A 13,508-nucleotide genomic window follows, 5' to 3' on the forward strand; every position below is an offset into this window, starting at 1 on the left:
TCTTCCTCCTTCTCATGACTCAACCGGACCGTTGTACCAGTTGTAGCCAGTGAGGATCGTTTTGAGTATCCTCGCGCTCTTTTCTCCCTCAATTCCAGCAGGAACAGTTCCGATCAGTTCTGATCCATCCCATTTCAGGGTCATCACGGAGCCGCTCTGCCGGAGGATGATCTCAGATCCTCTGACAAGAAATCCGTTGTTGTCGCTGCCGTCAAAATCTTCTTTTGTACTGAATACTGTTATTTTATCCTTGTAGGGTCGGCCGTCCCAGGGACAGAAGCGGGCACAATTTCCGCATTCATTACAGTAGGTGTCAACATGGAGAATCTGGGTCTCCTGGCTAAAGCCTTCCTTTCCCGTATGAATGACGACATTGGCTCTGTTGGGGCAAACATCCACACATTTGTCACATACAACATCGCATTGCAGGCAGCGGCTGGCTTCCACCTGAGCCCATTGAGCTGTTTTTCCGGGATCAGGAGCACTTTCGGTCAGGATCGATTTCCTGTGAAGGATGTCTTTTAATTCTATCTCCTCAAGAGCTTCCGCCTTGACAGGTGCCAGGGATACCCCGACCTTTGCCAGGATGGAATTGACCGCCTTTCGGGCGCTGCCCATGGCTCCCACAATGGAGTCTGGACCTGTCTGGGCGTCCCCTACCAGAAATACACCGGGAATTTTAGTTTCAAGGGTTTTTTGGTTAACCTCCACAGCTCTGTCCGATATGGAGAGACCCATGGATTGGAGAATCTTGTTATCCACTTTTTCTCCGATGGCTGTGATCAGAGTATCAACGCTGTACTCCTCCGCCTCTTCCGTGACTACAGGTCTTCGTCTTCCCGACTCATCCGGGTCACCCAGTTTCATGACCGAGCATTTGAGTCTGCCCCCGGGGAGGAACTCTTTCGGATTTCTGAGAAAGTGGAAGCTGATGCCCTCTTCCATGGCATCATAATACTCTTCTCTGTCGGCGGGCATTTCCTGGAGGGTTCTTCTGTATATGACCCTCACCTGTTTCACCCCTGGTGCTCTTACAGCAGAACGGGCCGAATCCATGGCTGTATTTCCACCGCCCACAATGGCGACATTTTCTCCGAGTTGACAGGATTCCGGATTGTGGCGGAATCTTTCCAGAAAATTCAGTGAGGTCATCACACGGCCTCCGGGAAGGTTCAGGATGTTATCTTTTTCCGCACCTATGGCGATGAGGATCTTGTCATACCCCTTCTCTTTCAGCCCCGCTATGGTCATATCCTTCTGTCCAAAATGGAAATCTACCCCGTGAAGCCGGATAAAATCCATATCATTTTCAATCTGATCCAGAGGCATTCTGAAGGAGGGCAGTACATAGCTGATGATCCCGCCGGGGCCGTCTTCTCTTTCAAAAACAGAGACGTCCATCCCTCCTCTCTTCAGGAAATACGCTGCTGCCAGGCCGGCAGGACCCGCCCCGATGACAGCCGCCTTCTGACCGCTGCCGGTTCCAGGTTTAACAAATCGTTTCAGGTACTCTTCAAAGCCTTCCTGTGCCGCGATCTTCTTCATTTCCCTTATTTTTACGGTTCCCTCATAGTCCATCCTGGTGCAGTTGTAATGACACTTATGGTCACAGATCCATCCGGTAATGAAGGGGAGGGGGTTTTTATCGTAAATAACTTCCAGTGCATCAGCATAACGGCCCTGTCCTACCAGGCGGAGATACTCAGGAACATCCTGATGAATGGCACAGGCTGTTTTACAGGGTGCAACGGCACAGTCATATAGAGGAAGTTCCTCCTCCGTGGAGATGACATCCGTCCCTCTCCAATCCTTCTTATACTCTTTGGCAGTCATGGCTTTTGCCGCCAGGGCTTCCAGTGCGGTTAGGTCAATTTCGTTTCTGTTCCAGTCTTCTACTTCCTTCGCCTTCTCTACAGCTCTGGCCATGCGGCCGTATCCACCGGGTTTGAGCATATCCGTTGCCATGGTGACAGGTCTGATGCCCGTCTGGATGATCTCTTTCATGTTGAGAACACTGGCCCCTCCGGAAAAAGAGATGGGCAATTTTCCATCAAATTCGCGGCTGATTTTAAGAGCCACCTGTATGGATATCGGGAACAGGGTCCGTCCGGACATATACATTTCGTCACCCGGCAGGATACCCTTGTTGTTAATCGATCCCAGTGTATTTGTCAGTTTGACACCAAAGCTGAGGTTCTGTTTCTTCCCCAGATCCACCAGTCTTTTCAGCATGGAAACTGCTTCGGGATACTGCAGGTCATGGTCAAAACCCTCGGGGTTCAGCTTCACATATCCATAATCCAGTTCGTCCAGAATCGCTCTGACCCTTTCAAATCCAAGGAGGGTCGGATTCAGTTTGACAAATGTATGAATTTTTTTCTCTGCCAGAAGATAGACAGCTATCTTTTCGATCTCTTCTGGAGGGCAGCCATGCATGGTGCTTAAGGTCATGGAACGGCAAAGTACCGGCGAAATCCGGTCGGCCAGTCCCTTGAGTTTGTCTGCCTTGGATTCCAGCCCTGAGCCTCTGAGGAAGGAGGGGTCCAATGCGAAGGCATTCAGTTCTTTTTTGTATTGAAGGAACCTTTCTTCCGATCCACTGTTCATCAGGCGATTGATAAACTGATCCATACGGGGGTTCTGAATGCCCTTCAGGTCATAACCCACAGACATGTTGAATATAAACTGCCGATCAGTATGATCTTCAAAGAGGGCCTCCAGCATATGCAGAAGGAACCATCCTTTGAGGTATTCATCATAGGCCTTGTCCAGAGTGAACTCGGTGGACCACTCTGTGTTGAATCCCTCATCCTCGGCATCGATACAGGGCTTTTCAATTTCAAGGGTATCCATGATCTGAACGGTTTTCAACTCGAAGAAACGGGCACCCGCCAACCAGGATGTCACAATGTTCTGTGCCAGCTGGGTGTGCGGTCCGGCCGCAGGTCCCACCGGAGTGGCCGCAGTTTCCCCAAAGAGGATCATGGGTGCATGACCGCCGCCGTCTGTACCGGAAAGATCTTTATTGAAACTTAAAATTTTTCTTTCCAGCGCATATTCATCAAATATTCTTTTGACCAGTTCCTGAAAGGACACCGGGTGCATCGTATCTGTCATATTTCCTTTCCTCTCAGAATCAGCTTTTGTCGATGATGGAATTGAATTCTTCTATCTTTCTGTCGATTTCATCAGCCTGTTCGAGAGTGCCGTACCAGTAATTATCATGATCATACCACTGGGCGTTCAGTTCACTCAGTTCCCGTCCCTGCTGTTCGATCCATGTGAAGTATTTGAGGTTATGAATGGCTTTCTTGTCGTAGTAGTTCATCTCCTTCAGGTGATCGATGCTCTGGCCCATCAGCAGCTCCATGTCCCTTTCTGCCTGAGCGCTGGTATAGGCTCCTCTGGCTTCAGAGAGTTCCTGAACCCTGGAATTATAAAGTTCCATTGAATCGGTGGCGATGGTTACAACATAGTCATTTTCGGTCAGTTCGCTGTACTTGGCAAACTTTATGGCCGCCAGAACATTGGCAATCCCGGAAATCCCCAGTAGACCGAGCTGATCGACCAGTTCTGATGCCACTCCTGCTGACTTGAGGCTGTCCCGGCCAATTTTTTCGTTGAAAAGGCGGATGAGACGCATGGGGTCTTCATCATCAATGGCAGCAATGAAATCACTGTCCTTGCAGTTGTGCACCCAGGGAACATGTTTGTCGCCGATACCTTCGATTCTGTGAGCGCCATATCCGTTGTTCAGGAGGGTGGGGCACTGGAGGGCTTCGGCCGCGATGATCTTGGTGGCAGGGAAGACTTTTTTCAGGTAGGACCCGGCCGCCAGGGTTCCACCTGAACCCGATGAGGAAACAAATCCGGCCATCTTGTCACCCTTTTTCATATAATAGCCCAGTGCTTCTTCGATGGCGCTTCCTGTTACATTATAATGCCAGAGAGGATTTCCCATCTCATCAAACTGGTTGAAGATCCTCAGATCCTGACCAGACTCTTTCAGCTCCCAGCATTTGTCAAAGATTTCTTTTACATTCGATTCAGACCCGGGAGTGGCGATTACTTCACCGGCGACTTTTTTGAGCCAGTTAAACCGCTCTTCACTCATCTCCTCGGGCAGGATGGCAATGGCTTCACAGGCCAGCAGAGCAGAAATATAGGCGCCTCCGCGGCAGTAGTTTCCCGTTGAAGGCCATACGGCTTTGGTCGTTCTGGGGTTGAATTGTCCAGTGATCAGTCTGGGAGCCAGGCAGCCGAAGGTGGCGCCTACTTTATGGGCTCCCGTGGGAAACCACTTGCCCGTGAGAACGATAATATTGGCCTTGCACCCCGTCAGTGCTGGGGGAAGAACAAGATGATTGACCTTGCCGAAAAGACCTCCAGATTCCACTGCTTCATTTTTCCAGCTGATGCGGTAGAGATTCACAGGATCAATGTCCCAGAGACCGGTCTTTTTAAGTTTAGCCTTGGCCTCTTCGGGCACCAGTTCCGGGTTCTTCATCATGGCGATGGTTGGCAGTATGATCCCTTTGGATTTGCAATACTCCGCATTGTTTTTCTGAATTTCTTTGTTTACTGTAAAATCAATCATCATTATCCCCTTATGTCTTGTATTGAACGTATCGTCTCTTCCGGCATATGAATTCCTTTCAATGCCGTAGATGTATCTTTTAAACCGCTGCCTGTTGCCAGGACAACGACTGTTTCTTCCGGTGAGAACTCTTCTTTGCATTTTAGCAGTCCCGCCCAGGCGGCAGCTCCTGCAGGTTCTGTAAACAGGCCGCTGCGGCTGGAAAGATGAGCCTGGGCCTCTAGAATCTGATCATCCCTGACGGTGATGACATCACCACCGTAGTCATTGAGATAGCGGAGTGCGGTGTAACCGTTTCGTGGTATATCTACGGATATGGAATCCGCTATGGTGCTGCTGGGCTGATTGTCAAAACTCCCCGTCTTCCAGGCTCTATAGAGAGCCTTGCTTCCTTCGGCCTGAACCGCGGTGATCCGGGGCATTTTTTTTATAAGACCAAACTGCATCAGATCCCTGAATCCCTTGTACACTCCCCCCAGGATGCATCCGTCCCCTGTCGGAACGATGACCCGGTCCGGTGCCCGGTCCCCCAGCTGATTAAATATTTCGAAGGAAACGGTTTTTTTCCCTTCCATGGTCATGGGATTCCATGCGGTATTTCTGTTCATGCCGCCCCTTGATTCGGAATATTCCAGAGACAGGTCATAGGCCATATCATAATTTCCGGCCACCTTGTACAGGGTGGCCCCGTACTGGAGGGCCTGAATCATCTTGGCAGGAGGAGCCGTTTCGGGCAGGAACAGGACGATTTTCTGTCCGGCCGCGGCACCGATGCCCGACATGGAGGAGCCTGCATTCCCTGTAGATGCCAGAACGATGCGGTCAATGCCGCATTGTTTTGCATAGGCAGAGACCAGGACTGAGGCTCTGTCTTTGAAGGAGCCCGTGGGGTTGGAACTGTCATCCATGATAAAAAGGCCGGGAAGGTTCATTTCCTGTCTTAGACGCTCAGGTTGCCACAGTTTTCCTGTGACCCTGGGTACAGGGGGGAAATATTCCGGAGGAACGGGGAGAAGAGCCATGGTTCTGTCGGCAGGAGAGGCCGGCAGACTTCCCTCTAGCAGAACTTCCAGGACTCCCCGCAAAGGTTCGTTTTTTTTCTGACTTTTACGACAGGAGGGGCAGGTGGTCAGTCCTGGATCAAGATCGTACTTGCTGCCGCACTCACTGCATTTATATTTAAATTTCATGGGTTTTCCTTCATTGTTAATTAACTAATCAGTCAATTAACCAGATGATAATAATTCTTTTTATCTATAAATTCTACACTATTGTAACAGGTTCTGACGGAAGGAAAAGAGAAATTACTGATTTTTTTGTAAAAACTACAATTTTATTGTAAGTACCCTCTAAAATAATTCAAATCCATCCTGATCTTATCAAATCTTGTATATAGGAAAGAAATCCGTTTAATCTTTTCCTTTACAATATGACCCCTGTTCATAATAATGAGTCAGATACCCTCCTGTTTTGTGTTCTGTCTCTGCAGCGTCCGTTGGACATGCAGGGATGGGGGTATCTTCGTTCCTGTAATACGGCTCTTGAATTTTGCACTCTGAATGATATAAAATGATCACTGATGTATGGGCTGTGGACATTCTGCGAGCCTTTAAGTCAAAAGGAAATATTCTATCTTCCCTACCGGGAGATGGTTTACTGGTAACAAACAACTGCAATGCTGATAAGATATGGAAAAAATAGCAAAGGCCGCCTTATAAAGCAGGCTAAAGTATACACACTGGATGAACACGGTATCAGCCGCCAAAAACTGGATCATGATGCCCTGAAGGTCACAGACCGTCTGAGATCTGCCGGCTTCCAGGCCTATATTGTCGGAGGAGCCGTCAGAGACCTTCTGATAGGCAAAGTACCAAAGGATTATGATATTGCCACAGACGCGTATCCATCCCGGGTCAGGAAAATATTCAGGAATTCCCGGATCATCGGGAAACGATTTCGACTGGTCCATGTATATTTTCCTCAAGACAAGATCCTGGAAGTGGCGACGTTCCGTTCTCTCGAGGGTGGGGATGGAGATAATGTCTATGGGTCCATCGATGAGGATGCCAGAAGACGCGATTTTACCCTGAATGCCCTGTATTACTCTCCACGGGAAGAGCAGATCATTGATTATCATGATGGTGTCAGGGATATCAGAACACGGAAATTGCGTTCGGTGATCCCCCTGAATATTACATTCAAGGAAGACCCCGTCAGGATGCTACGAGCCATCAAATACTCGGTCATGACGGAAGCCAGTATTCCCTGGCGTCTGGGGTCGGCTATCAAAAAGGAAGCCCATCTCCTGGCAGATTGTTCAGTTTCCAGGATGTCTGAAGAGATCTTCAAAATTCTCCAATCCGGGTATTCAGAGGCCATACTGAAAAGGGCTGAAGAATTAAAGGCCCTGGAGCATCTTATTCCTCATATCTACGACTCTCTCAACAATGGTGGACCCGGTCGGAGCTACCGGAAGAGATTTTACCGGGAGATTCAGAAACTGGATCAATACATAAAAAAAGAGGGAGAAGAGAAGAAGAGAGGCAAAATGCTCTTTTTTCTTACCAGGACATTTCTGATGGAAACAAAATCACTCCATGAAGAAACTGAATCACAGTATAGTGATACAGTGAATGCCATCAAAGAATACCTACGTCCCATGATTGCCCCCAACAGGGATGTCATGGATGCGGTAAAACTTTTTTTTAAGCAGAATAATTGGAAGATTCCCCGAAAAAGGCCCCCTTTTAAGTCAGCCGCACAGCCTAGGAATAAGTCTCCAAAAGCAGGAAATAAGCCGGTTGGCGCCAGGCGCTCTACTCCAGCGAATCGTTAGATCTCTTTTTCCATTTGGAAACCTTGGATATTTCGATATCTACCTCTTCGATGAGTATGCCTGTAAAGCGCTCAACCTTGTCCAGGACATAGGCCTGAAGCTCATGCAGGCTGCCGCCCAGCTGATTGCCGTACCCTGCTTCAATATACACCTTAATGCGGTACCCCCGGCGTTCCTTCTTTACGGAAATCTTGATTACATTGATTTCACAGTCGTATTCATCGATACAGTGAAGGATCATCTGACTCAATGCTGCTTCCGAGATTCTGACGGTCCCTCTCGTCATTTCAGTGGAGAATTCCGGGGTTACAACAGCTTTTTCAAAAATCTGAGTTTCATTTCTAAAACCGAAACTCTTTCTAAAGAGTATCTTTATGGAATCCTGGAGGATATGGGAATAATCGGTTTTAACTTCAATAGAAGGAACGGGAATGATATGTTTTCCTTCTGAATACCGGGACTGAATGGCCTTTTCGATTTCTGCCCTGCTGGCAATATCTTCAATCTTGATGATCTTATGGACAGAAGGCAGGCCCAGTCGCAGAGTCATTTTTGCTACCATTCTTTCGGAAGTTCCAATGAGCAGTATCTTTCTGACTTTTTCTTTTTTGATTATTTCCCTGACTTCCAGCCTATGCTGGGGATCATCAAAAAGGGCTGTCTTGATGGCTCCCATGTAGAGCTTCTCTTTTTTAGCAGATTTTCCAGCAATTATTCTATTACCATTAATAAGAAGACCATCGTCTATTATGTAGGGGATGCTGTATTTTTCGGCCAGAAGCCTGGCTCTGAAACTCTTGCCGGTTCCACTTTTTCCAATAAGGGCATACACATAAATTCCACTGAAGGCTGCCGAAATTGCCAGGAAGGTTTTTTTAAATTTTTCTGTACTGAAGCTCATGTTATCAAATATAATCAATCCCCTGTATCTGGTAAATGGAAAAGCATCCTGGAGAGTATTGTTTTATCCCAATCATTCTTGACAAAGGAGGGACATAAACGGAAAATTATGCAAATGGCCCTATTCCAATGGAACCTCTCATATAGAAGTGGATTTAATGAGTAATCTACGTTCACAAAACCGCTTTTTCTCTGCTTTAGGAATATTGATTATAATCCTGAGCTTTGCTGGTTTATTGCTGTTTCTTTCGGTCTGGTCTTATGAGGGTACATTTTGGCACAGCTGGTTTCCACTTCTTATACCAGAGTCCGAGATGAATGATCTGAGGGAAGATTCTTTACTGGAGATAAGCGGTGGTCAATTGATCAGTGAATCCAATAGTATCCTTAAATATAACAGTTACAGGACCTTTAAAGAAATCACTGTCAGAGATTTACAGCAGGGCGATAGTTTGTATTATTCTGATCCACGATATGATCCCTATATGAAGGACATTCCAAAGTATTTCAATCAAGGAATATATAAAATATTCTATTTACCAAATATCCAATCTCCACTAAAATATATCTGGTTTTTTTCACAGTCAGAATTGTGGACAGGAACATCCTTGATTCTTCCGGATGCAGACTTTTCTTTTTTTGAACTCTTTCTTTTTTGTATGGCTCTTTTTCTGCTGTGCTGGAGTTCCCCCCGTTTTATTATTCCGGGATTTGCGGTACTCTTCCTGGGAATTCACTGCGTTCTGGCCGGTCAGAATCAGATTCTTCTGGTTCTGGCAGTGACAGCCCTCTATTTAAGGCTTATGATGGCGAGAGATTCAAGATCCCTTTTCTTCTGGATTTTTTCAATCATCCCTGTGGGATTGGCTGTGTTTGGGAATATCATGGATTTCCAGCAGTCTAAATCTGTTTTTTTTCTATTCTCCCTGACCCTTGGTTCAAACCTCTTTTGGGAAAACCATACAATGAGGAACGTCCAAAAGGGTCTAGGGAAAATGCAGCATGATCATTTCCTTTTTAAGCCGGTTCCTCTGTATGAGAAGAGGGTGGTGAAGGAGCGGTTAATACGCTCTCCCCTGCTCTTAACGGCTGCCCTGGTGACCATGATTCTGGCCGTATTCAACTGGCCCGGGGAAAATCTGCTCCCTGTGGATGTTCCCGAAGCTCAGTCCTCTGGTGGAATCTGGGCTGCATCAGAATTGAATCCCCGGAAGATGATGAGTCTTTTGCCGGATTCAGAGGATTTCCTGAGGCATAAGGCGTTTCAGGAATCCTTTATGTACGGGGGCAGCTACACTCTACCTCAGCCGGGATCAGGAATTACTTTGGACGAGTTCGTCATGAAAGATGGCCAAGTACGGGAATCGAGGAAAACCGTCCTTGAGTTCAGCCCTTCCTGGTTTGAAGCCGGTTTGGCAGAAATGACAGAATCCGGACCGTCAAGGCTCTTAAGAACCGAGCTTGTTCCACCCGTTGTGAGTCTTCGCAGCTCGGTTATCTCAGGAATCCATCCGCTCCTGCTTTTAGCATTTGCGGTTCTTATATTTTTAAATGTTTTGATTCGATCCCCGGGAGATCATTCGGTCCGCAGGAATTGGGCCGTTCTGGGATATGGAAAATCGTTATTTATTTTAAGGAGGAAGCAACAGGCAGCATGAGTCGGATAAAAACTTTCCCAAAAGGGGGAATCCATCCTACTGATTATAAGGAAGCAACCTGCAACAAAGAAGTGCAGAATGCAAGTTTGACCAGTACAGCGATTGTCCCCCTCTCTCAACATATTGGAGCTCCTTGTGAGTGTCTTGTGAAAAAAGGTGATCTGGTCGAAGAAGAGCAGATAATTGGCAAATCAGGTGGTTTCGTATCCGCCAATATTCATTCCCCCGTACCGGGTGAAGTGATTGAAATCAAGCAGATATTCCTTCCCAACGGAATGGCCGTAGAGGCTGTCGTTATTGAAGTGAAGGGTGAGTTCAAACGCCTGGGTAAGGAAAGTCTTCTTCATGACTGGCGAGTCATGACTAATGAAGAAATCAGTTCAAAAATAGCTGAAATGGGTATCGTCGGTCAGGGTGGGGCTACATTCCCCACCCATGTCAAGCTTACCCTTCCCAAGGGAAAAAGCTGTGAGACCTTTATAATCAACGCCGTAGAATGTGAACCCTATCTGACTTCAGATCACAGGGTTATGCTTGAAAAGGGATCTGAAGTTCTGGAAGGTATCCAGATTATGCAGCGCCTTCTGTCTCCCTTGAATACTATTATTGGTATTGAATCCAACAAGATGGATGCAGTGACCCTCCTTCAATCATTAATAGCGGAAAAAGGGCTGGATATTGAAGTCATTCCCCTGGAAGTGAAATACCCCCAGGGTGCGGAAAAAAACTTGATTAAAGCCCTCACGGGGAATGAGGTTCCTTCGGGGAAACTTCCTCTGGAAGTCGGGGTTATCAATGCCAATGTGGGTACCTGTCTCTCCGTTTATGAAGCCCTGGTGCTGAATAAACCCGTCATTGAACGGATTGTTACTGTTTCCGGTGGAGCAATCAAGAATCCTTCCAACCTGAAGGCACGAGTGGGGACATCCTTCCGGAGTCTCATTGAAGACTGTGGTGGTTTTTCAGAAGAACCAGTGAAGGTTATTGCCGGAGGGCCCATGATGGGTTTTGCCGTCTATGACCTGGATACTCCTGTGACCAAGGGGACCAGTGGTATTCTGGCTCTCACGGCAAGGGAGATAAAAGCCTCCAGACCGACGTCCTGTCTTTCCTGCGGTCGTTGTGTCTCCTCCTGTCCCATGGGACTCAACCCGACTAAGATCTTTAAGTTTATTGATTTCAATATGTCTGATCAGGCACTTGAAGCCGGATTGATGGACTGCGTAGAATGCGGGTCCTGTTCCTTTATGTGTCCTGCCCATATTCCTCTGGTACAGGGATTCCGGGGTGGCAAAAAAATCGTCCGGAAAAATTCAATGAAAAAGGCGGGTCAATGAAAGATAAACTCTTAATTACCAGTTCACCCCAGTTTCACCATTCTCAGAGCACCGCATCCATCATGTGGACCGTATCGCTCTGTCTGCTCCCCGCCGGAATCTGGGGTATCTATATTTTTGGAATGAGAGCCCTCCTGGTCACCCTGTCTGCCATTATTGCAGCAGTGGGTACGGAGGCTCTTTTAGGACTGATCAAAAAGGAAAACACAGTCTTTGACGGCAGTGCCTTTTTGACAGGTTTACTCATCGGGTATAATATGCCTCCTGCGGTTCCTCTGTATATTGTGATTGTTGCTTCCGTCATTGCCATAGCCGTTGTCAAATGGACATTCGGCGGTCTGGGGGCCAACTGGATGAACCCTGCCCTTGCTGGAAGAGTCTTTGTATTCTTTTCCTGGACCGGGGGGATGACAAGATGGACTCTCCCTCATCCCGGCGGGCCTGATGTTATCACCGGGCCAACACCCCTGGGATCGTTGAAATCCGGACTGATGTCCATGGCCGATACAATCCACGGTCCCCTTGATCTCCTGGCTGCCGAAGGAGTTCCCGTCTCTTACATGGATCTCTTTCTGGGTAAAATCCCGGGTTCTATTGGAGAAGTCTCCGCCCTGCTGCTGATTCTGGGGGGGCTCTTCCTCCTCATCCGAAAGATCGCCAATTGGGAGATCGTTGCTTCCTATCTTGGAAGTTTCCTCCTCCTTGTCTGGGTCTTCGGCGGCTTTAGATATGGTCAGGGAGCCTTTTCAGGAGATGTCCTGTTTCATCTGCTCTCAGGAGGTCTGATGCTGGGTGTCTTCTTCATGGCAACCGATATGGTTACCTCACCCCTTACATCCAAGGGCATGCTGATTTACGGAGTAGGATGCGGTTTTATGACCTTCCTTCTGCGCTTTTTCGGCTCTGTTCCAGAGGGAGTCTCACTGGCCATCATATTTATGAATATCTTCGTACCTCTTATCAATCGGGCCTTTCAGCCTGAAAAATTCGGCCTGGTAAAAGAGGAGGCAGCCAGATGACAGCAACAATGGAAAAAGCCGGAAAACTGGCCCTGATCTGTGCTTTGTCAGCCCTCATTCTGGGATTTGTGAATACAATAACCGAACCGGCCATAGCCAGAAGAAAAGCAGCGGAATTAAAGGTCGCTCTTTCATCTCTTCTGGAAGAAGGATCTCCGGGAGCCCGGGAAGATCTTAACGACTCTTCCACGATCCTTTCCCGCTATCCGATAGAGGGAATGGGAGGATGGATTCTGGAGATGAATGGCAAAGGTTACGGCGGTGATATGAAGATTCTGGCTTCCTACAGGGACGACGGCTCTATCATCGATGTTGTCCTGATGGATAATACTGAAACCCCGGGGCTGGGAAAGAAAGCGGAAAAACCAGAATATATGGATAAATTCCGCGGTACAGGGGGAAGCTCTTCTGTTCCAACGTCAAAAGAAGACCTGGAGTCCCCCGATGCTGTGACGGGGGCTACCATTACTTTTGTCGGGATCGCCACACCTCTCCATGAGGGGTCCGTCTATGTTCAATCTCTGGGAGACAAATAAATGAGTAATATTAGCAAAGGGTTTATCAGAGAAAACCCCATTTTTATACTGATGCTGGGCCTCTGTCCTGCATTGGCCGTCTCTACCCAGGTGATAAATGCCCTGGGGATGAGTGCCGGTACCGTCTTTGTTCTTCTGGGTTCCAACATTATGGTTGCCTTATTGAAGGATTTCATTCCTGAAGAAATCCATATTCCTGCCTATATCGTCATCATCGCAACTTTTGTTACCCTTGTTGACCTGTTGATGCAGGCTTATGCACCGGGGCTTTCAAAGAGCCTGGGTGTTTTTGTTCAGCTCATTGTTGTTAACTGCATTATACTGGGACGAGCCGAGGCCTTTGCCAGTAAAAACAGTGTAAAAGACTCTGTTGTGGACGCTTTGAGTATGGGCTTCGGCTTCTTTTTCGGGCTGACCCTTATCGCTCTTATCAGAGAGGTCCTGGGAGCCGGAACGATTACCCTTTTCCCTATGGGGAGCTTTGATGGAGTCATTGAAGTCCCCGGACTGGTCAGTTCTCCTGTCAGAATTATATCTCTGTCAGCGGGCGCTCTATTTGTTGTCGGGTATCTAAAAGCAGTATTCAACTGGATAAGCTCCCGCCCCGGTAAGGAGGAAAATTAAA

The 13,508-nt window shown here is 47.7% G+C and carries 10 protein-coding genes; 6 read left to right on the forward strand and 4 right to left on the reverse strand.

Features of this window, described 5'->3' with window-relative positions:
- Positions 1-12: 12 nt before the first annotated feature.
- Genes ygfK through PF479_RS05530 form a run of 3 tightly spaced genes read right to left on the reverse strand, consistent with a single transcriptional unit; the run spans position 13 to position 5,787 of the window.
- A complete protein-coding gene (gene ygfK / locus PF479_RS05520) occupies positions 13-3,117 on the reverse strand; it encodes a putative selenate reductase subunit YgfK (RefSeq protein WP_298003266.1) in 3,105 nt (1,034 codons plus the stop codon).
- 19 nt (positions 3,118-3,136) lie between these two features.
- Positions 3,137-4,597 carry a pyridoxal-phosphate dependent enzyme gene (locus tag PF479_RS05525; RefSeq protein WP_298003269.1) on the reverse strand — a complete coding sequence of 487 codons (1,461 nt, stop codon included), beginning with the start codon at positions 4,595-4,597 and terminating at the stop codon, positions 3,137-3,139.
- Positions 4,598-4,599: 2 nt separating this feature from the next.
- Positions 4,600-5,787, reverse strand: coding sequence for a pyridoxal-phosphate dependent enzyme (locus tag PF479_RS05530; RefSeq protein ID WP_298003271.1), 1,188 nt, complete (start codon positions 5,785-5,787; stop codon positions 4,600-4,602).
- A 485-nt stretch (positions 5,788-6,272) separates the two neighbouring features.
- On the opposite strand from PF479_RS05530, the gene pcnB reads away from it, so the two are divergent.
- Positions 6,273-7,433: a polynucleotide adenylyltransferase PcnB gene (gene pcnB, locus PF479_RS05535; RefSeq protein ID WP_298003274.1), complete on the forward strand. Its 1,161-nt coding sequence runs from the start codon at positions 6,273-6,275 to the stop codon at positions 7,431-7,433.
- Here the strand turns inward: pcnB and PF479_RS05540 are convergent.
- Complete coding sequence (locus tag PF479_RS05540) at positions 7,414-8,334, reverse strand: hypothetical protein (RefSeq protein WP_298003335.1); 921 nt, start codon at positions 8,332-8,334, stop codon at positions 7,414-7,416. The two genes, pcnB and PF479_RS05540, sit on opposite strands and share 20 nt — an antisense overlap.
- Before the next feature lie 157 nt (positions 8,335-8,491).
- On the opposite strand from PF479_RS05540, the gene PF479_RS05545 reads away from it, so the two are divergent.
- Genes PF479_RS05545 through rsxE form a run of 5 tightly spaced genes read left to right on the forward strand, consistent with a single transcriptional unit; the run spans position 8,492 to position 13,507 of the window.
- Complete coding sequence (locus tag PF479_RS05545; RefSeq protein ID WP_298003278.1) at positions 8,492-9,991, forward strand: hypothetical protein; 1,500 nt, start codon at positions 8,492-8,494, stop codon at positions 9,989-9,991.
- Entirely contained in the window at positions 9,988-11,328 is a 1,341-nt protein-coding gene (gene rsxC / locus PF479_RS05550) for an electron transport complex subunit RsxC (RefSeq protein WP_298003281.1), read from the forward strand. The genes PF479_RS05545 and rsxC overlap by 4 nt, the downstream gene beginning before the upstream one ends.
- Positions 11,325-12,347, forward strand: coding sequence for an RnfABCDGE type electron transport complex subunit D (locus tag PF479_RS05555; RefSeq protein WP_298003284.1), 1,023 nt, complete (start codon positions 11,325-11,327; stop codon positions 12,345-12,347). Before rsxC ends, PF479_RS05555 begins: the two co-directional genes overlap by 4 nt.
- Complete coding sequence (locus PF479_RS05560; RefSeq protein ID WP_298003287.1) at positions 12,344-12,883, forward strand: FMN-binding protein; 540 nt, start codon at positions 12,344-12,346, stop codon at positions 12,881-12,883. Before PF479_RS05555 ends, PF479_RS05560 begins: the two co-directional genes overlap by 4 nt.
- Entirely contained in the window at positions 12,884-13,507 is a 624-nt protein-coding gene (rsxE, locus tag PF479_RS05565) for an electron transport complex subunit RsxE (protein WP_298003290.1), read from the forward strand. It begins immediately after the preceding gene.
- Position 13,508 lies beyond the last annotated feature (1 nt).

Origin of the sequence: Oceanispirochaeta sp. (assembly GCF_027859075.1) — a bacterium.
Taxonomy (GTDB): domain Bacteria; phylum Spirochaetota; class Spirochaetia; order DSM-2461; family DSM-2461; genus Oceanispirochaeta.